Below are 19,305 nucleotides of genomic sequence, written 5' to 3' on the forward strand. Positions count from 1 at the left end.
CTTGAACGTCCCTTGGCGCGGTCCCCGGCGCCGTCCCCGGCGGGGTTGGCGGCCGGACACCTGGAAATCGGTTCTGGTCGCGCTGGCGATGATTGCCGTGGCGCTGGTGGCGGAGCGCTTTCTCCCCGCAATCACCGGCAGCGTGCGCGTGGCGGATGGCGATAGCCTGGAGGTCGGCGGGGAGCGCATCCGACTGGAAGGTCTGGATGCGCCGGAGCTTCACCAGTCCTGCGGCGCTCCCGGCAAGGAATGGCCATGCGGGCGGCGCGCGCGCGAGGCCTTGCAGACGCTGGTCGATGCCGGCGAGGTGAGCTGCCGCCCGGTAGACGAGGACCGCTATGGCCGCGCGGTGTCGATCTGCGAGGCGGGCGGGCGCGATCTCGGGAGCGCGATAGTGGCGCAGGGGCTCGCCATCTCGCTCGGCGCCTATGCCACGGAAGAGCGCGAGGCACGAGCCAGCCAACGCGGCATCTGGGCCGGGCCGTTCGAGCGGCCGGCGGACTGGCGCGCGCGGAACATGTGAGGGGATGACAGCGGGCGGGGTCATCCTCATCTATCAGCACATGGACGCCACCTCGCCGCCTGACACCCTCGACACCCTGCTCGCGGAGATTCGTGCCTGCCGGTTCTGCGTGGAGAGCCCGCGCGGCAAGCCGCTGCCGCATGAGCCGCGCCCGGTGCTCAGCGTCTCCGCGCGGGCGCCGATCCTCGTCGCCGGGCAGGCGCCGGGCACGCGGGTGCATGCGTCGGGGCAGTCGTTCAACGACCCGTCCGGCGACCGGCTGCGGACATGGATGGGGATAGACCGCACGACCTTCTACGACCCGTCGCGGATTTCGATCGCCGCCATGGGCTTCTGCTTTCCCGGGCAGGATGCCAAGGGCGGCGACCTGCCGCCCCGGCGCGAATGCGCGGCGCGGTGGCACGACCGGCTGTTCGCGGCGCGCCCGCCCTTCGAGCTTGTGCTGGCGATCGGGGCGGCCTCGCAGGCCTACCACCTGAGGCGGCTGGGACTGGAGCGCTTCGCGACCGGCGGGTTGACCGAGCGGATCGCGCGATGGCGCGACATCTGGCAGGCGCGGCAAGGGCCGCGCGTGCTGGTGCTGCCGCATCCCTCCTGGCGCAATACCGGCTGGCTGAAGCGCCACCCATGGTTCGACGCCGAGCTGGTGCCGGTGCTGCGGGCGGAGGTCGCCCGCCTCATCAGTGCGACAGCAGAAGATGCCGGTTAAGCCGGCGTTCCAGCACGTCCCACACCCGGCGGATGGTTTCCACCATGACCAGATAGAGCACCGCCGCCCAGAGATAGACCTCCATGTCATAGGAGCGCGAGAAGGCGAGGCGGGTGACGCCCATCAGGTCGTAGACCGTGATGACGGAGGCGATGGAGGACGCCTTGACCATCAGCACCAGCTCATTGCCGAGCGGCCGCAGGCCAACCGCGAAAGCCTGCGGCAGGATCACCTTGATATAGGTCTGGACGCTGTTCAGCCCCAGTGCCTTGGCGCCCTCGCTCTGGCCGACCGGCAGGCTCTGGATGCCGCCGCGCAGGATTTCCGACTGATAGGCGGCGGTGTTCAGCGTGAAGGTCAGCACCGCGCAGTTGAACGCGTCGCGGAAGAACCACCACAGGCCGATATCGGTGAGTTGCTCGCGAAACTGACCGGCGCCATAATAGACCAGGAAGGTCTGCGCCAGCAGCGGCGTGCCGCGGAAGAAATAGGAATAGGCGAAGGCTGCCCGGGAGGTCCAGCGGCCGCCCTCGACGCGCGCAATGGCGAGCGGCAGGGCGAGCAGGAGACCGAAGAACACCGAGATTCCGACCAGCTCCAGCGTCACCCAGATGCCGCCGAGGAAGCGCTCGCCATAGCGCGACATCAGGTCGGCGTTGAGGCCGAGCAGCCCCATCAGCGCGAGGAAGCCGGCGCCGAGCGTGGAGAACACAGCGTCCATCATGCCTTGCCCCCGATGCGCTTCAGGCCGCGATTGGCGCGCGCCTCGGCATAGCTGAATCCTACGCTCGAAAGGATCGAGAACAGGAGATAGATCGTGCAGGCGACCAGGTAGAAGAAGAAGGGCTGCTTGGTCACGCCGACCGCGATCGAGGTCTGGCGCATCAGGTCGTTGATGGCGATCACCGACACCAGCGAGGTGTCCTTCAGCAGCACCATCCAGTTGTTCGACAGTCCGGGCAGGGCCACGCGCCAGAGCTGGGGCAGCACCACCAGCCGGAATGCCTGCCATTTCGACAAGCCGAGCGCGCTGGCGGCTTCCTTCTGGCCGCGCGAGACCGAGCGCATCGCGGCCAGAAACACCTCGCTGGAAAAGGCGCCGAGCACCAGGCTGAGTGCGATGACGCCGGCGAGGAACTGGTTGACCTCGATCGTGGCGCCCTCGACCAGATAGCCGGCGATCCGGGTGAACAGGATCTGCCCGCCATAATAGACGATGAACAGCGTCAGCAGCTCGGGCAGGCCGCGGAACACGGTGGTGAAGAGGTTGCCGGCGGCACGGACCAGCCGGGAGCCGGAATCCTTGGCCAGTGCGACGCCGAGCCCGATGGCGAAGCCCACCGGCAGGGTGGCGATGGCCAGTTCCAGCGTGAGCAGCGCACCCTTGGCGATTTCATCGCCCCACCCGTTCGGGCCGAACGACAGAAGCTCCAGTAAGTTGAGCATAGGGACCGATGCGCTCCGCTGCCGCGCCGCGGCTGCGGCGTCATTTCAAGGGACGGCGACGCCGTTCCGGGAGCCACTACCGGAACGGCGCCTGGGGAGCGCGTCAGTAGACGCTGAAGGGGAAGTACTTGTCGTTGATCTTCTTGTAGGTGCCGTCGGCGACGATCTCGTCGATCGCCTTGTTGAACATGGCGACCAGTTCCGCGTCGTCCTTGCGGATGCCCACGCCCACGCCCTCACCGAAATATTTCGGGTCCTTGTATTCGCTGCCGACGAACTTGCAGCATTCGCCTTCCTTGGTGCCCATCCATTCCAGCAGCACCACCTTGTCGGCAAGAATGGCGTCGAGGCGGCCATTGGCGAGGTCGAGATTGGCCTCGTCCTGCTTGCCGTAGAGCTTCACCTCGGCGCCGGCCTTGGCGTAGACGTCCTCGAGATAGTTCGAGTGGATGGTGGAGCCCTGCGCGCCCAGAACCTTGCCTTTCAGCGCTTCCGGGGAGGTATCGGTGATCTTGGTGTCCTTCGGCGCCACGAAGTTCGCCGGGGTGTTGTAGTACTTCTTCGAGAAGGCGATCTGCTGCTTGCGCTCTTCGGTGATCGACATCGAGGCGACGATGGCGTCGTACTTGCCGGCAAGCAGCGCGGGAATGATGCCGTCCCAGTCCTGGGCGGTGAAGGTGCAGGTGACCTTCATCTTCTCGCAGAGCGCCTTGGCGATATCGATGTCGAAGCCCTTGAGCTCGTTGTTCTCGACATAGTTGAAGGGCGGGTAAGCCCCCTCGGTGCCGATGCGCACCGTCTTCCATTCCTTCGCGGACACGCCGGTGGTGGCCGCGGCGACGAGAACGGCCGCTGCGGCGAGGCGGGTGAAGAGGCTCATGCTGTTCCCCTCTGGAGGTTGCTCTGGGGCCGGATTGTTTTTTTGCCGGCGCCGGATGCTGGCACTATTTCGAGGAGAAGCGCAACCGGGGGGTGATGCAATTGTGGTCACCCGTTGCATCTGTCCATCTTATAAGCATCGCCAAACCATTTGCCGTGCCGATCGTTCGACAGGGTAGAACGGGTTGACGCTGCGCCGGCTGTGTTGTCTCACAACATCAACGAATGCGATATCGGGAGCGCTATCATGGTGACCGCTGAAGAGGTGAAGGCACGGCTGGCTCAGGTGGTTGCGCCTGACGGGCGGCCGGTGACCGAGACCGGCGCGCTGTCCGAAGTGGTGGTGTCGAATGGCAAGGTCTATCTCTCGCTGACGGTAGACGCCGCGCAGGCCAAGGCCTGGGAGCCGGTGCGCGCCGCTGTGGAGCGCGCGGTGCGGGCGACGCCGGGGGTCAGTTCCGCGCTGGTGGCGCTGACAGCCGAGCGCCGCGCCGGAAGTGCCCCGGCGGGAGCTTCCGCCGAGCCGGTCCGGGTCTCGGGCCAGGGCGCGCAGGCGGGCCACTCCCACGCCGGGCACACCCATGCGGGCCATGCGCATGCCGGCCATTCCCATCCCGCGCCGGCCGATCCGCAGAAGGAATCGCCAAGTCTTCCCGGCGTCGGCGCGATCATCGCGGTGGCGTCCGGCAAGGGTGGCGTCGGCAAGTCGACGCTGGCGGCCAATCTCGCGCTCGGCCTGTCCGCGCTCGGCCTCAAGGTCGGCCTGCTCGATGCCGACATCTACGGCCCCTCCGTGCCGCGTCTCATGGGCCTCAAGGGCCGTCCCGAGGTACATGGCCGCATCATGCAGCCGCTCGCCTCCTGGGGCCTCAAGGTGATGTCCATCGGCTTCCTCGTGGAGGAGGAGACGCCGATGATCTGGCGCGGCCCGATGGTGATGAGCGCTATCAGCCAGATGCTGAAGGAAGTGAACTGGGCGCCGCTCGACATTCTGGTGGTGGACATGCCGCCCGGCACCGGCGACGCCCAACTGACCATGGCCCAACAGGTGCCGCTGGCCGGCGCGGTGATCGTCTCCACCCCGCAGGATCTCGCGCTGATCGACGCGCGCCGCGGCATCGCCATGTTCGAGAAGGTGAACGTGCCGGTGCTCGGCGTGGTCGAGAACATGAGCTATTTCCTGTGCCCGCATTGCGGCGAGCGCTCCGACGTGTTCGGCCATGGCGGCGCGCGGCACGAGGCCAAGCGCCTTGGCGTTCCGTTCCTCGGCGAGGTGCCGCTGCACATGTCGATCCGCGAAAGCTCGGATGCCGGCCGCCCGGTGGTCGCCGCCAATCCGGACAGCCGCGAGGCCGAGATCTACCGCACCATCGCTGCCACCGTGCGCGACCGGCTGGCCGGCAAGCACGCCAGCGCCCGCCAGGCGCCGCGTATCGTGATGGAGGGGTGAGGCACCCTCTATGCTGAAGGTGATCGCGCAGGATTTCATCAGGCCGGAATCGGTCGACACCGTCCTGCCGCTCTATCGCGAGCTGGTCGAGAAGACCCGGCAGGAAGAGCGCTGCCTGTCCTATGATCTGTTCATCGACCAGAAGGACCCCGGCCATTTCGTCTTCGTCGAGGAATGGCCGGACCGCGCGGCACTCGATGCCCATTGCGCGAGCGAGCATTTCACCCGGCTGGTGCCGTTGATCAACGCGCACCAGCGGGCGGAATGCATCATCACCCTGATGGATGCGTTCCCGTTGCAGGAAAGCGTCTGACCGCGCGCAGAGCCACCTCCGGCCGATAAGCGCACGGCCGTTTGCGGTGTCCTGCTGGACGGCGACGGGGTATGTCGGGGATGACGTAGGGAAAGATATTCGAGCGTGCGTTCAGCCGCGCGGTCGTCCCCGCGATCGTCCGCACAGTCTCGTGTTTGCCCTCGACAAAAGGCGCAGGTCAACGCCGTTGCGCCCCGCGATGGCCTAGCGTAACTGTTTTGCCAACAAGCGTTTCGAGCGCGGAGGCGGATGTCGCCAACTGCGCCGATGAGGAACCCCCCAAGGAGAGAAATCCTGATGAAGCGTCGTCAGTTTATTGCCGCCGCCGGCACCGGCGTCGCGGCTGCGGCCATCGCTGCCCCCGCCATTGCCCAGTCCGCCCCCGAGATCAAATGGCGCCTCGCTTCCAGCTTCCCGAAGTCGCTGGACACGATCTATGGCGGCGCCGAAGTCATGTCGAAGATGGTTTCGGAGCTGACCGACGGCAAGTTCCAGATCCAGGTGTTCGCGGCCGGCGAAATCGTGCCCGGCCTGCAGGTGCTCGACGCCGTGCAGAACAACACGGTCGAGATGTGCCACACCGTCTCGTATTATTTCGTCGGCAAGGATCCGACCTTCGCCATCGCCGCCTCGGTGCCGTTCGGGCTCAACGCCCGCATGCAGAATGCCTGGCTCTACCAGAACGGCGGCAATGAACTCTTCAACGAGTTCTACCAGAAGTACAATGTCTACGGCATGCCCTGCGGCAATACCGGCGCGCAGATGGGCGGCTGGTTCGCCAAGGAAATCAAGAACGTCGCCGACATGAACGGCCTGAAGATGCGCATCGGCGGCATTGCCGGGCAGGTCATGGCCAAGCTCGGCGTGGTGCCGCAGCAGATCGCTGGCGGCGACATCTATCCCGCGCTCGAAAAGGGCACGATCGACGGCGCCGAGTGGATCGGCCCCTATGACGACGAGAAGCTCGGCTTCTACAAGGTCGCCAAGTTCTACTACTATCCCGGCTGGTGGGAAGGTGGCCCGACCATCCACGCCTTCGCCAATCTCGAGAAGTTCAACGCCCTGCCCAAGACCTACCAGCAGGCGCTGATCGCAGCGACGACCTATGCCAACACCATCATGCAGGGCCGCTACGACGTGCAGAACCCGCCGGCGATCAAGCGCCTGGTGGCGAACGGCACGCAGCTGCGTCCCTATCCCACCGAGGTGATGGAAGCCTGCCTCAAGGCGACCAACGAGCTGTGGGCGGAAATCTCGGCCAAGAACCCGGATTTCAAGAAGGCGATCGACACCATGCAGGCGTTCCGTAACGAGGAATATCTGTGGTGGCAGGTGGCTGAGTACACCTTCGACAGCTTCCAGATCCGCACCCGCCCGCGCGGCTGATCACGGGATCGTTTCCTCCCCACAGGCGCGCAGGCCGTGCTATAGGCCCGCGCGTTGCGGCTCTGTGATGAGACCGCTCGACATATGGCCCGGCCGCTCACCCGGCCGGGCCTTCGTCCTTCCATGGGAGGGACGATGCCAAGGAGTCGCCTGATGAAGCGCCGCGATGTTCTTCGCTCCGCCGCCCTCGCCGCCCCGGCAGCCATGCTTGCCGCGCCCGCACTGGCTCAGTCCGCCCCGGAGGTGCGCTGGCGGCTGACCTCCAGCGTGCCCAAGGTGCTGGACAATATCTTCGGCGCCAATGAGCTTGTGTCGAAATATGTGAGCGAGGCTACCGACGGGCGGTTCGTGATCCAGAATTTCGCGGCCGGCGAAATCGTCCCCGGCCTTCAGGCGCTCGACGCGGTGCAGAACGGCACGGTCGAACTCGCCCAGACCCCGCTCTACTATTATGTCGGCAAGGATCCGACCTTCGCCTGCTTCACCACCATGCCGTTCGGCCTGAACGCGCGCATGCAGAACGCCTGGTTCTACCATGGCGGCGGGCGCGAGCTTCAGGACGCGTTCCTTGAGAAGTACAATCTCGTCGGCTTCCTCGGTGGCAATACCGGCACCCAGATGGGCGGCTGGTTCCGACACGAGGTGAAGGACATCGCCGATTTCAAGGGCCTGAAATTCCGCATCGGCGGCATTGCCGGGCAGGTGGTGGCCAAGCTCGGCGTGGTGCCGCAGCAGATCGCGCCGGGCGACATTTATGCCGCGCTCGAAAAGGGCACGATCGACGCCTGCGAATGGGTCGGGCCCTATGACGACGAGAAGCTCGGCTTCGTGAAGGTCGCGCCTTATTACTATTATCCCGGCTGGTGGGATGGCGGACCCACCATGAATGTGGTGGTGAACCGCGCCAAGTGGAACGCGCTGCCCAAGCCGTATCAGGCGATCTTCGACGCGGCGGTCGCCTACGCCAATTCCGACATGCTGGCGAAATACGACGCGCGCAATCCGGCGGCGCTGCGCCGGCTGGTGGGGCAGGGCGCGCAGCTTCGCACGTTTCCGCAGAGCTTCCTCGACGCCTCCTACACCGCGACCACCGAGCTTTATGCCGAGCTTTCCGCCAAGAATCCCGAGTTTAAGAAGGTGCTGGAGTCGCTTCTCGCCTTCCGCAACGAGGGCTATCTGTGGTGGCAGGTCGGCGAATATCCCTATGACGGCTACATGATCCGCGCCCGCTCGCGCGGGTGAGCCGATCGGATCGACGATCAAGAAGGAAAAACACCATGTCGACCCCGACTTCCCGCCGCCATCTGCTCAAGGGCGCCGGCCTTGCCGCTGCGGCCGGCACGCTCGCCGCCCCCGCCATCGCCCAGTCCGCGCCCAAGGTGCGCTGGCGCCTGACCTCCAGCTATCCGAAGTCGCTGGACACCATCTATGGCTCGGCGGTGCTGCTGTCCAAATATGTCGGCGAGGCAACCGACGGCCAGTTCCAGATCGACGTGTTCGCCCCGGGCGAACTGGTGCCGGGGTTGCAGGCCTTCGACGCGGTGCAGAACGGTACGGTCGAGGCCGCGCAGACCGCGCTGTATTACTACATCGGCAAGAACCCGGCTTTCGCGCCCTTCACCACGCTGCCCTTCGGGCTGAACGCGCGGATGCAGACGGCGTGGCTGTACCATGGCGGCGGGACGCAGCTTCAGAACGCCTTCCTCGCCAAATACAACGTGATCGGCTTCGCCGGCGGTAATACCGGCGCGCAGATGGGCGGCTGGTTCCGCAAGGAGATCAAGAGCGTCGCCGACATCAAGGGGCTCAAGATGCGCATTCCCGGCATCGCCGGGCAGGTGCTCTCGCGTCTTGGGCTGGTGCCGCAGAATCTCGCCGGCGGCGATATCTATCCGGCGCTGGAAAAGGGCACGATCGACGCCGCCGAGTTCGTCGGGCCGGTGGACGACGAGAAGCTCGGCTTCGTTCGCGTGGCGCCCTATTACTATTATCCCGGCTGGTGGGAAGGTGGCCCGACCATCCATTTCGTCGCCGGCAACAAGGCGTGGGACGCGCTGCCCAAGGCCTACAAGGCGGCCTTCGAGGCGGCTTCCGCCTATGCCAATGCCGACATGCTGGCCAAGTACGACGCCGGCAATCCGGCGGCGCTGCGCAGGCTGGTGGCACAGGGCGCGCAACTCCGTCCGTTTCCGATGGAGGTGATGGATGCCGCCTATAAGGAAAACATCGCGCTGATGGGCCAGATTTCCGCGCAGAACGCCGATTTCAAGGCGATCTACGACTCGATGCTGAACTTCCGCAACGAGTCCTATCTGTGGTGGCAGGTCGGCGAATATCCCTATGACGGCTACATGATCCGCGCGCGTACGCGTACCTGACCGATGACAGGCGAGGCGGTCAGACCGCCTCGCGCTCGGCCCGCGCGGCGGTGGCGAGCGCGGCCTTGTGGCTCGCGCGGTGGCTGTGCATCGTGAACAGCCCCGCCGCGACGATCATCGCCATGCCGGCGATCGAGATCAGGTCCGGCGGGTTGTTGAAGATGATCGCGCTCAGCGCGACCGAGCACACCACCGTGGCGTAGCGGAACGGCGTGATCAGCGCCGGATCGGTGCCGCGGAAGGCGCCGATGGTGAAGATGTGGCCGAGCACCAGCGTGACGCTGCCCGCCGCCAGCAGGATCAGGACATGGACGTCGAGCGGGCGCCATTCCTGGATCGCGGTGCCGCCGAAGCCGAGCATCATGCCGACAATGGCGGTCACCAGCGTCACCACCAGCGTCGGGATGTGGGCGTGGATGCGCCCGGTGATGAAATCGCGGAACGCGATCAGGAACGCGCAGACGAAGGGCAGCGAGGCCATCGGGTCGAAGCCGTGGCCGCCGGGCTTGATGATCAGCGCCACGCCGATGAACCCGGCAATGACCGCCAGCCAGCGTTGCCAGCTCAGCTTCGCGCCGAAGAACAGCACCGCGAGCGCCATGGTCACCAGCGGCGCGACCTGGATGATCGCCGCGGCATCGCCAATCGAGATCACCGAAATGGCGGTGATGAACAGCACCGCGCTCATCGCCTCGATCCCCGCGCGGAGCAACACGAGGCGGTCGAAGGCATGGCGCAGGCCCGGCAGTTCGCCCCGCACCGCCAGGAGGGCCAGCAGCACCAGGCCAGCCATCGCGCCGCGCACGGCGAGTACCTGCGAGGACGGAAGTTCGATCAGGGCGAGCTTCGACAGCGCGTCATTGCCGGCAAAGAAACATGAGCCCGCGATCATCAGCAGGATGCCGCGCGTATTGGCTGAATGGTTGTGCATGGGTCTGGCTTCGGCGGGAGACGGCTCTTCCTAGCCGTGAATCACGGCCGGATCGGGACAGATTAAACGATTTATGCGGTTTCGCGGGCGCGCATTCAGCATTCCTCGCAGGCGGCTTGTGCAAGCGGGGAGTTCTCGCGCCTCTCTAGCGCCTGGGAGGCGACGCACAGGCCGAGCGCGCCGACCGCCAGAGCCGCGCCGACCCAGGGCAGTTCGGCATAGCCGACGCCCAGCGTGATCGCCGCGCCGCCGATCCATGCCCCGCCGGCATTGCCGAGGTTGAACGCGCCCTGATTGAGCGTGGAGGCGAGGTTGGGCGCGCCGATCGCGCTGTCGACCACGCGCATCTGGATCGGCGGCACCACGGCGAAGACGAGGATGCCCCACACGAAGATGGTCGCGACGGCCGCGACCGCGAACGGCACGGCGAAGACCAGCACAACGAGCACCGCCGCGAGCCCGACGAAGATTCCCATCAGCGAGGGCATCAGCCGCCAGTCCGCCAGCTTGCCGCCCACGATGTTGCCGATGGTGATGCCGATGCCGAACAGCACCAGCACCCAGGTCACGGTGTGCGGGCTCATGCCGGTCACGTCGCGAAGCAGCGGCGCGATATAGGTGAAGACGGTGAACAGGCTGGCCGAAGCGAGGATGCTCATGCCCATGGCCAGCAGCACCTGCGGACGCTTCAGCACCGCGAATTCCGAGACGATGTTGCCGCTGGAATGGGGGATGTTGCGCGGCACCCACAGCGCGATGGCGCTAACGGCCGCGATCCCGATGAACACCACGGCCCAGAAGGTCGAGCGCCAGCCCAGTGCCTGACCCAGTGCCGTGCCGGCCGGCACGCCCAGCACATTGGCCAGCGTCAACCCGGCGAACATCAGCGCGATGGCGCTGGCGCGCTGGTTCGGCGGCACGAGATTGGAGGCGACGACCGCACCGATGCCGAAGAACGCGCCATGGCAGAAGGCGGTGACGATGCGCGCGCCCATCAGCATCCAGTAATCCGGCGACACCGCGCACAGGAAATTGCCCAGCACAAACATGCTGGAAAGACCGATCAGCGTCGCCTTGCGCGGCAGAGAATTGGTGATGATGGCAACGATCGGCGCCCCGATCACCACGCCCATCGCGTAGCCCGTCACCAGCAGCCCGGCGGCGGGAATGCTGACGCCGAGATCGGCCGCCACTTCCGGCAGCAGGCCCATGATCACGAATTCGGTGGTGCCAATGCCGAACGAGGCCATGGCGAGGGCAAGAAGCGGCATTCTCATGAACGAGGCTTTCACGCGCGGCGCGCCGCACTCCGGCGGGCGCGACGCAGCTTATAGGGAGTCTTACGGATTTAACGCCTGGTGCTGCGGCGCAGCAAGGCCCCGCCGCGCAGTCCTGCCATGTGCGGATGGCGATGGAATGTCGGCGCGCAGCCTCAGCCGCCGGTGACGCTCATGTGCCGGCGCAGCGCCGGCGGGCGACCGGGGCGATCGATCACGAAGTCGTGACCCTTGGGCTTGCGGAAGATCGCGTCGTCAAGCGCGGCGTGGAGCTTCCCGTCGCTCTCCGAGGCCCGCAGCGGCGCGCGCAAATCCGCCGCGTCTTCCTGGCCGAGGCACATATAGAGCGTGCCGGTGCAGGTAACGCGCACGCGGTTGCAGCCCTCGCAGAAATTATGCGTCAGGGGCGTGATGAAGCCGAGCCGACCGCCGGTCTGCGCGATCGAGACATAGCGCGCCGGTCCGCCGGTGCGGTAGGGGATGTCCTCCAGCGTCCAGCGCTCGGCGAGCTGGGCGCGCACGCGGCTCAGCGGCAGGTACTGGTCGATGCGCTCGGCCCCGGTCTCGCCCAGCGGCATGACCTCGATCAGCGAGACATCAATGCCGCGTCCATGCGCCCATTCGATGAGCGAGGGAATTTCGGCCTCGTTCTCGCCGGCCAGAGCCACGGCGTTGAGCTTCACCTGCAGGCCAGCGCGCTGCGCGGCGTCGATGCCGGCGAGCACCTTGGAGAGATCGCCCCAGCGGGTCAGCGCGCGGAAGCGGTCGGGGTCCAGCGTGTCGAGCGAGACGTTGATGCGCTTGACCCCGGACGCGGCGAGATCGCCGGCGAAGCGGGCAAGCTGCGAGCCGTTGGTGGTGAGGGTGAGTTCCTCCAGCGCGCCGGAATCGAGATGGCGGCCAAGCGAGCGGAACAGCGTCATCACATCGCGTCGCACCAGCGGCTCGCCGCCGGTGAGCCGCAGCTTTTTCACGCCGCGCGCCACGAAGGCGGAGCACAGGCGATCCAGCTCTTCCAGCGTCAGCAACTCGGGCTTCGGCAGGAACGTCATGTGTTCCGCCATGCAGTAGACGCAGCGGAAATCGCAGCGGTCGGTGACCGAGACGCGCAGATAGGTGACGGCGCGGCCGAACGTATCGACCAGCGGCGCGCGCGCCGGCTCACGTAGCATCCTGTCGATCATCGCCTCGCGCTGGTCGCTCACGCTGCACTCCCTCGGCGCCGCAGGACAAGCCTGTCTCTCTCGGGCCTATCCCTATGTAATGGCTGCCTGCGGGGCTGCCAAGCTGACGAACCCTATCGTGCGATAGCTGAAACCGTTCAAATTCCCGTTTGGCACGACCATCTTGGCGGATCGGCGCGCGGGGCTTATGTGGTGGGCAGATGTGAGGGGAAACGCCCGTGACCGACGCCTGGCCTACCGAAATCCGCGTGCACAAGGACCGCCGCGGCATCACCATCGCCTTCGACGACGGCGCCAATTACACGCTGTCGGCGGAATATCTCAGGGTGGAGAGCCCGTCGGCCGAGGTGCAGGGCCATTCGCCCGCCGACCGCCAGACCGTGCCCGCCAAGCGGGAGGTGCGCATACAGGAGGTGATACCGGTGGGTCACTACGCCGTGCGCCTGATCTTCGACGACGGGCATTCCACCGGCATCTACACCTGGGACACCTTCCGTACGCTGGGAGGGGAATATGAGGAGCGCTGGAAGCGCTACCTGCAGGAGCTTGCCTCCAAGAACCTGTCCCGCGACCCGGCCGGGGCGCAGCGCCGGCATTGAGCCGGCGCCGCCTGCGCAGGATTCAGTTCAGCACATAGACCCGAGTGCCGACCGCCACGCGGTTGTAGAGGTCGGTCACGTCGTCATTGGTCATGCGGAAGCAGCCCGACGATACCGCCTGACCGATCGTCTCCGGCTCGTTGGAGCCGTGGATGCGGTAGAGCGAGGAGCCGAGATACATGGCGCGCGCGCCGAGCGGGTTGTCGATGCCGCCGGGCATATAGCGCGGCAGGTCGGGGCGGCGCTTCAGCATTTGCGGCGGCGGCGTCCAGCCCGGCCATTCCGCCTTGCGGGTAATGGTCTTGGTGCCGGCCCAGCGGAAGCCGTCGCGGCCAACGCCGATGCCATATTTCAGCGCGGTGCCGCCCGGCTGCACGAGGTAGAGCCGCCGCTCCGCGGTGTTGATGATGATGGAGCCGGGCGCGTACCTGCCATCATAGCGCACGGTCTGGCGCGGGATTGGCGAGGAGCCGCGATAGCCGGACTTGGGCCCGACGCCGAAATCGGACGGCATCGGGAAGATGCCCAGGAATCGGCTCTGGCCGGGTTCATAAGCCATGGCGGGCGCCATGGAGCTCAACATCAATGCAGCGACGGCCCCCGCCGCCAATCTCATCAGTCGCATCGCCAGCCTCATACGGAACGAACCTGCCCCTGAACCTGCCCTTGTAACCCGCCTTGCCGGCCCGGCCCGGGCAACGGAGCATAGCCTGACCTTGCGGCCTCGTCGAAGGGCGCGAGACAGACAATATGCGTCGAATGTACGAATGAACTCTTCATCTTGTCGCGAGGTGGCGCTGTCGCGGCCCACTATGGCGCGGAAGACACAGGCGCGGCCGACACGCCTGCCGCTCCGTCTGGCGTCGCGAAGATGTGTCGGGCGAGGGGAAGGCCGAAGAAATCGACGCCGGCCTGCGTGAAGTGCGAGGCGTCGAATTGCAGCGGCTCGCCATTGGCCGAGAGCGGGCAGTCCGTGCCGCCGCAGCCGGTGTCGAGCACCGAGAGATAGGTCACATCGGGATTGCCGGCGAAATGCGCCTTGAGCGCCGCGTCCTCCTGCGCCACTTCCGGCTTCAGGTCGCGCCCGGCCATGGTGTCGACGTCGCCACGTATGAGGCGGCGCGCGAGGATTTTCGGAACGGTCGTCCGGTAGAGCGGCACCGGACCGACCACCACAACGCGGATGCCGGCCTTGGCCAGCGCCGCGATTCCCTCATCGAACTCCGGGAAGGCCGCCGACACGGCGCCGATGACCACGATGTCCGGACGGTTCTTCAACAGCCAGTCCAGCGCGAACGCGTTCATCGTGGCGCAGAACGGCGAGCCCCCGCCCTGTCCCCCGGCGAATGGCATGCAGGCCGCCCCGGTGACCTGGCCGAGCGCATAGCCGTGTTGTTTGGCCACGTCGTCGATGGCGTTGACGAACTGCGCGATGTGGCTGTTGCCCCACAGGATGATGTTGGGGCGCTGCGTCGGCAGGCATTCCGGCTTGAGGTTGGTATCGCGCCTGCTGAACACGATGAAGCAGCTGCCCGAGCGGAAGATGTGGTCGGATTTGTAGGTGGCGAACTTGGCGAGCCGCAGCACCTCGCCCTCATAGCGCATCGGCAGGCCGCGCGTGGAAATGGTGACCTGTGCGAGGATGGCGAGCAGCAGGGTCGCAGCCGTCGTGCCGCCGACCAGCCGGGCGCGCGTGAACAGGGCGCGGTTGAAGCGCACCGGCTGTTCGACGAAGCGGTAGGACAGGTAGCCCAGCAGCGTCGAGGCCACGACGCCGCCGATCAGGAAACGGGTCGGGTCGAGATCGTCGAAGCGCTCGGAGACCAGCGAGACGATCGGCCAGTGCACGAGATAGAGCGAATAGGAGATCCGCCCGAAGAACAGCATGGGCGGGATGCTGAGCAGGCGCGAGGGCAATGTCGCGCCCTTCTCCCCACCCCAGATCACCAGCGCCGCCCCGAGGCTCGGCACCAGCGCCAGCAGGCCGGGGAACGGCATGGCGGAGGTGATGAACACCATGCCGCCGACGATCAGCGCGCAGCCGGCGAGGACGGCGCCCGCCCGCACCGGCACGGAGGCCGGAAACCGCATCGCGGGCAGGGCGAGAGCCGAGCCGATGAGCATTTCGAAAGCGCGGAACGGCAGCAGGAAATAGGCGGCGGCCGGGTCGTGGCGCAGCATGGCCTCGCTCGCCACGAGCGAGGCGAGGAGCAGCACCGCGATCATTCCCGGCACCGCACCGGGGCGGTAGCGCCGGCACAGCAGCAGCAGCGCCGGGAGGACGAGGTAGAACTGCTCCTCGACGCCGAGGGACCAGTAGTGGAGCAGCGGCATTTCCTGCGCGCCGGGGCCGAAATAGTCCAGTCGCTGATAGAAGAAGATATTACCGGCGGCGAACACCGACCACAGCATCGAGCGGCCGAAGATCAGCATCTCGTGCGGCAAAAGGATCAGCGAGGCGGCGAGCGCGGTGACTGCCGTCACCACCAGGAAGGCCGGCGCGATGCGCCGGATGCGGCGCTCGTAGAAGTCGACGATCGAGAACGAGCCGTCGGCCATGTCCCCGAAGATCGAGCGGGAGATCAGGAAGCCGGAAATGACGAAGAAGACGTCGACGCCGATAAAGCCGCCCGGCAGCCAGTCGGCCCCGAAATGGAACAGGACCACACCGAGAACCGCAATCGCCCGCAGGCCGTCAATATGGGCGCGATAGGAGGGGGGCTGGTGCAAAAAGACGCAACTTTTCTGACATGTTTCATTTCACCAATTATCATAGGACCCCTATCGCGTCATCGCGCTTGCGGCTCCGCACGAAGGGCGATCGAGGCTATCCACACGCCTTGTGATTGATGGGAAATGATGGCTGGTTCTCTAGCCGGGGCGAGTCTGTCGGGGAGAACGCAATGATCGCGATCGGGTGTCTGGCTCCGTTGATTCTCGGGGTGGCGGGGCTGTTGGGCGGCAACTGGCTGGCCGGCAGCGAGGGCGCGATCTGGGGCGGGGCAGGCGGCCTCCTCGCCGGAGGCGCCATTCTGGCGGGCATTGGCTGGCTGGCACGGCAGCTCAAGACCTGAGCCGAGGGCCGGGTCCCCAGTAGCTGAGACCCCAGGTGCCGCGCCGCGTCGGTCAGGAGAGCGGGGCCGCAGGTCTGCCCTCGATATCCGCATGCACCTCGTGCAGGCGCTGCTTGTCCTCGTCGAGCGTCAATGCCGCCTCCGCGCGTTGGCGTGCCATGGATGCCTGCCGGCGGGCGGCAGCGCGAAAATCGGTATCGCCGAGCTGCGCGAGGGCATTGAGTGATTTTTGCAGCCGCAACTGCACCTCGATCAGCGCGGCGCCGTCACGCGCGATCAGCATGAAGGCATCCTCCATCAGATCGTTGGCGGCGAGCGGCGCGACGAAGAGTTGCGGAAATTCCGGCTCCGTCGCCTCCACCGGCTCGGCCCAGAGCGCGAGCAGGCGCGTCGCCCGACCCAGGACATCGATCGCCGTGCCCGGGTCGTTCACCGCCGGCGACAGCGCGCGCATCGCGATCTCGCTGAGCACGGCGAGGCCGAAGCGAGGGTCCTGATCGAAGCTGCGTTCCGACGCGATGGCGAAGGCGCCGCGCACCTCGTGCATCAGCGCGTCCATATCCGCGTCGCCCTCGTCGGTGGGGGCATCCTTGCGCGGCGATATGCGGGCGAGCGCCGTCGTCGGGTAGGTGAACGTTCCCGGTAGCGCAAGGACGAGGATATCGACATGCCGGGCCTCGCAGCAGCGGGACAGCGCCGGCATGTCGATGTGCTGGACATAGCCGATGAGGTCGGCCCCAACTGCCCGCGCGTCGTGTAGCGGGCGCGGTGCCTCGCCGAGCGGCCTTCCGCCGAGGCACGGCGCCTTCCGGCGCTGCTCGATGGCGATGCGGGTCGCCTGCTCCACGCGATCGGTGGTCTCGCCAACCCGGCCGAGCCGGGTGAGATGATCGATCCAGCGCAGCAGCGTGATGACGATGAGGATCACGATGCCGATGGTGATCAGGAACAGCACCACGCGCCCGCGCTCGCCGTAAAAGCTGAGCTTCAGCGCGATCATGCCGACAATGCCGAACAGGAAGCAGCCGAGGAAGGTCGACAGCACGTTCTGCGAGACGCGATCCTCGATCAGCAGGCGTGTCGCGCGCGGCGTCACGTTGCTGGTGGCCGAACCATAAGCCGACACCATCACGCTGAGCGAAAACGTGGTCACGGCCAGCATGCTGGAGGCGATGATGTCCAGCAGACTGTCCACCGCGTCCGCGCCTATGGACTGCGGCAGTTCCCAGGGAACGTAAGGCTCGACGAAGGCGGCGACCACCGCACCGGCGGCGCCGAGGAAGCCGATGAGGCTGGCCCGGACCCAGAGGCGCCGGCTGAACTGGGTCAGAATCCACTGCCACTGTGCCATGGAGATACTCGCGCCCGCCCGGCTTGCCCCGGCTGTGAACAGGGGCCCAGTTCTAAGGGCCGCAGACGCGGCCGCCAACTGCAACATGTCGGAGGGAAGGAAATGGTGGGCGATACAGGGATTGAACCTGTGACCCCTCCCGTGTGAAGGGAGTGCTCTCCCGCTGAGCTAATCGCCCGTCGGGTTCTTGGCGAACCGCAACAGTGCCGTCAGGCGGGCTGGATTTAGTGTGTCGGCATGAGTGGTGTCAAGCGCCTGGCTGCAATCAGCGCGCCAGAAGCAGATGCTCCACAGTTTCCGGCAGCCGGTCGAAATGTGTGATGAAGGCATCGCCGCCCAGTTCCTCGGCCGGGATGTCGGTATAGCCGAACGGCACCACCACCACCGGCACGCGCGCATTCTTCGCGGCGAGCACGTCGGTCATGCTGTCGCCGACCATCACCGCGCGGCCGGCCAGTCCCCCGGCGCCGGCAATGGTGCCAAGCAGGTGGCCGGCATCCGGCTTCTTCACCGGGAAGGTGTCGGCACCGGCGATGATGGCGAAGCGCTCGGCGAGGCCGAGGCGGGTCAGCAGCAGCTTGGAGAGGTACTCCAGCTTGTTCGTGCAGACGGCGAGCAGGTGACCGCGCGCGGTGAGTTCGTCCAGCGCCTCGACGAGGCCTGGGAACGGGCGCGAGCGGTCGGCGATGTGGTCGGCATAATGGGCGAGGAACATGGCCTCCAGGGCGGCGAAGCGCGCCTCGTCCACGGTGACGCCGGCGGCGTCGAGACCGCGCGTCACCAGCGCCCTTACCCCGGCGCCGATCATCTTGCGGGTTTCCTCGTGCGGCAGCGGCCGGGCGCCGGCCTCGATCAGCACCAGGTCGAGCGTGTCGAGCAGGTCCGGGGCGGTGTCGACCAGGGTTCCGTCGAGATCGAAGGCGATGACGGCTGGCGCGGAGGCGAACGATGAGGGCATAAACGGTTCCGTAGAGAAAAACGCGATAGATGCGGGGACGAAAAGCGGGGAGCGGACGGCCTAGTGCAGCACGTGATGCTACAGGCCTACAATCCTGCCGCTTTTGCTGTCCAGCGTTCCGCGTCCATACGGCGCAGGTGCCGGCCGGCACGCCGATCCATTCGTCGAGGCTTTGCTTTCGGGAGTTTTCTGATGATGCCGTTGTTCCGAACCGGCTCTTCGCGTCGCCATGGCGGGCGCGGGCCTGTGCTGGCAAGCCTGACGGCCTGCGCTTTGTCGGCGCTGTGCTTCGGCCTGTCGCAGGTCGCCATGCCGCAACCCGCCTTCGCGCAGGGCCAGTCGACCACGCCGGCCGAGGCCGCGCCCGCGCCGGCGCCATCCACCGAGGCCGCGCCGCCGGCCTATGCCGGGCCCTATGTGTTCGGCTCGCCGCCTTCCGCGCAGGCCAACCGGCTCTATTCGGTCAATGCCCGCACGGGCGAGGTCTCTGCCTGCCAGTTCGAGCGGCCCGAAGGCAGCCTGATCGGCCTCACCAAGTGCTTCCCGCGTGATGCCAGCGCTGGCCCGGCCGGGGAGGGCAGCTACGACATCGTGTCCACCCGCTACTCCGGCGAGACCGGCATCTTCCGGGTCAATGTGGAAACCGGCGAGATGAGCGTGTGCTATGTGCGCGACATGCCGCGCCCCAATGGCGGGGCCGAGGCGGTGGTCGTGTGCACGCCGGGCGCGCGCTGAGCGGGCCGCTTTCCGCGACCCTTTCCGCGGCCCTTGCACGCGCGAAGCTGCGCGCAAAAGGCGCGGCGGGCTTGTTCTCGCCGCGGTTCGGCGGTAGGCAGCGGAGCTGGAT

The 19,305-nt window shown here is 66.6% G+C and carries 20 protein-coding genes and 1 tRNA gene; 10 read left to right on the plus strand and 11 right to left on the minus strand.

Annotated features, from left to right (window positions below):
- The first annotated feature begins 1 nt into the window (after position 1).
- Both MKI84_RS04085 and MKI84_RS04090 read left to right on the plus strand, forming a co-directional pair.
- Complete coding sequence (locus MKI84_RS04085; protein WP_241616700.1) at positions 2-523, plus strand: thermonuclease family protein; 522 nt, start codon at positions 2-4, stop codon at positions 521-523.
- A gap of 4 nt (positions 524-527) precedes the next feature.
- A complete protein-coding gene (locus MKI84_RS04090) occupies positions 528-1,232 on the plus strand; it encodes a uracil-DNA glycosylase family protein (RefSeq protein ID WP_425353791.1) in 705 nt (234 codons plus the stop codon).
- Here MKI84_RS04090 and MKI84_RS04095 read toward each other — a convergent pair.
- From MKI84_RS04095 to MKI84_RS04105, 3 genes are all read right to left on the minus strand, one after another.
- A complete protein-coding gene (locus tag MKI84_RS04095) occupies positions 1,204-1,953 on the minus strand; it encodes an ABC transporter permease (RefSeq protein WP_241617547.1) in 750 nt (249 codons plus the stop codon). The two genes, MKI84_RS04090 and MKI84_RS04095, sit on opposite strands and share 29 nt — an antisense overlap.
- Positions 1,953-2,678 (minus strand): ABC transporter permease, encoded by a 726-nt coding sequence (locus MKI84_RS04100; protein ID WP_241616701.1) that lies wholly within the window; start codon positions 2,676-2,678, stop codon positions 1,953-1,955. Before MKI84_RS04100 ends, MKI84_RS04095 begins: the two co-directional genes overlap by 1 nt.
- A gap of 103 nt (positions 2,679-2,781) precedes the next feature.
- A complete protein-coding gene (locus MKI84_RS04105) occupies positions 2,782-3,558 on the minus strand; it encodes an ABC transporter substrate-binding protein (protein WP_241616702.1) in 777 nt (258 codons plus the stop codon).
- Between the two features lie 246 nt (positions 3,559-3,804).
- On the opposite strand from MKI84_RS04105, the gene MKI84_RS04110 reads away from it, so the two are divergent.
- From MKI84_RS04110 to MKI84_RS04130, 5 genes are all read left to right on the plus strand, one after another.
- A complete protein-coding gene (locus MKI84_RS04110; RefSeq protein ID WP_241616705.1) occupies positions 3,805-5,007 on the plus strand; it encodes an Mrp/NBP35 family ATP-binding protein in 1,203 nt (400 codons plus the stop codon).
- Positions 5,008-5,017: 10 nt separating this feature from the next.
- Positions 5,018-5,320 (plus strand): putative quinol monooxygenase, encoded by a 303-nt coding sequence (locus tag MKI84_RS04115; protein ID WP_241616707.1) that lies wholly within the window; start codon positions 5,018-5,020, stop codon positions 5,318-5,320.
- Between the two features lie 297 nt (positions 5,321-5,617).
- The gene (locus tag MKI84_RS04120; protein ID WP_241616709.1) at positions 5,618-6,706 is read left to right on the plus strand and encodes a TRAP transporter substrate-binding protein; all 1,089 of its coding nucleotides are present in this window, start codon (positions 5,618-5,620) and stop codon (positions 6,704-6,706) included.
- 153 nt (positions 6,707-6,859) lie between these two features.
- Positions 6,860-7,948, plus strand: coding sequence for a TRAP transporter substrate-binding protein (locus MKI84_RS04125; RefSeq protein WP_241616710.1), 1,089 nt, complete (start codon positions 6,860-6,862; stop codon positions 7,946-7,948).
- 35 nt (positions 7,949-7,983) lie between these two features.
- Positions 7,984-9,084, plus strand: coding sequence for a TRAP transporter substrate-binding protein (locus tag MKI84_RS04130; protein WP_241616714.1), 1,101 nt, complete (start codon positions 7,984-7,986; stop codon positions 9,082-9,084).
- Positions 9,085-9,103: 19 nt separating this feature from the next.
- On the opposite strand, the gene MKI84_RS04135 is transcribed toward MKI84_RS04130, so the two are convergent.
- The 3 genes from MKI84_RS04135 to moaA all read right to left on the minus strand — a co-directional run bounded on the left by MKI84_RS04135 (position 9,104) and on the right by moaA (position 12,476).
- Positions 9,104-10,015: a DMT family transporter gene (locus tag MKI84_RS04135; RefSeq protein ID WP_241616715.1), complete on the minus strand. Its 912-nt coding sequence runs from the start codon at positions 10,013-10,015 to the stop codon at positions 9,104-9,106.
- Between the two features lie 95 nt (positions 10,016-10,110).
- Positions 10,111-11,292 (minus strand): MFS transporter, encoded by a 1,182-nt coding sequence (locus MKI84_RS04140; protein ID WP_241616716.1) that lies wholly within the window; start codon positions 11,290-11,292, stop codon positions 10,111-10,113.
- A gap of 155 nt (positions 11,293-11,447) precedes the next feature.
- Complete coding sequence (gene moaA / locus MKI84_RS04145; RefSeq protein WP_241617549.1) at positions 11,448-12,476, minus strand: GTP 3',8-cyclase MoaA; 1,029 nt, start codon at positions 12,474-12,476, stop codon at positions 11,448-11,450.
- Between the two features lie 218 nt (positions 12,477-12,694).
- Here moaA and MKI84_RS04150 point away from each other — a divergent pair, with 218 nt between their 5' ends.
- Complete coding sequence (locus MKI84_RS04150) at positions 12,695-13,075, plus strand: gamma-butyrobetaine hydroxylase family protein (protein WP_241616717.1); 381 nt, start codon at positions 12,695-12,697, stop codon at positions 13,073-13,075.
- Between the two features lie 22 nt (positions 13,076-13,097).
- Here the strand turns inward: MKI84_RS04150 and MKI84_RS04155 are convergent, their stop codons facing one another.
- Positions 13,098-13,712 (minus strand): L,D-transpeptidase, encoded by a 615-nt coding sequence (locus tag MKI84_RS04155; RefSeq protein WP_241616718.1) that lies wholly within the window; start codon positions 13,710-13,712, stop codon positions 13,098-13,100.
- A 173-nt stretch (positions 13,713-13,885) separates the two neighbouring features.
- Positions 13,886-15,805: an acyltransferase family protein gene (locus tag MKI84_RS04160; RefSeq protein ID WP_241616719.1), complete on the minus strand. Its 1,920-nt coding sequence runs from the start codon at positions 15,803-15,805 to the stop codon at positions 13,886-13,888.
- 173 nt (positions 15,806-15,978) lie between these two features.
- On the opposite strand from MKI84_RS04160, the gene MKI84_RS04165 reads away from it, so the two are divergent.
- Positions 15,979-16,149, plus strand: coding sequence for a hypothetical protein (locus tag MKI84_RS04165; RefSeq protein ID WP_241616720.1), 171 nt, complete (start codon positions 15,979-15,981; stop codon positions 16,147-16,149).
- Between the two features lie 52 nt (positions 16,150-16,201).
- Here MKI84_RS04165 and MKI84_RS04170 read toward each other — a convergent pair whose 3' ends face one another.
- The 3 genes from MKI84_RS04170 to MKI84_RS04180 form a co-directional block, all read right to left on the minus strand.
- Entirely contained in the window at positions 16,202-17,500 is a 1,299-nt protein-coding gene (locus tag MKI84_RS04170) for a DUF2254 domain-containing protein (RefSeq protein WP_241616721.1), read from the minus strand.
- A gap of 103 nt (positions 17,501-17,603) precedes the next feature.
- Positions 17,604-17,678: transfer RNA gene (locus MKI84_RS04175), tRNA-Val, on the minus strand.
- A gap of 87 nt (positions 17,679-17,765) precedes the next feature.
- The gene (locus tag MKI84_RS04180; protein ID WP_241616722.1) at positions 17,766-18,458 is read right to left on the minus strand and encodes an HAD hydrolase-like protein; all 693 of its coding nucleotides are present in this window, start codon (positions 18,456-18,458) and stop codon (positions 17,766-17,768) included.
- A gap of 192 nt (positions 18,459-18,650) precedes the next feature.
- Here MKI84_RS04180 and MKI84_RS04185 point away from each other — a divergent pair, with 192 nt between their 5' ends.
- The gene (locus tag MKI84_RS04185; protein WP_241616723.1) at positions 18,651-19,193 is read left to right on the plus strand and encodes a hypothetical protein; all 543 of its coding nucleotides are present in this window, start codon (positions 18,651-18,653) and stop codon (positions 19,191-19,193) included.
- The last annotated feature ends 112 nt before the right edge of the window (positions 19,194-19,305 follow it).

The organism is Ancylobacter gelatini (assembly GCF_022601675.1).
GTDB lineage: Bacteria > Pseudomonadota > Alphaproteobacteria > Rhizobiales > Xanthobacteraceae > Ancylobacter > Ancylobacter gelatini.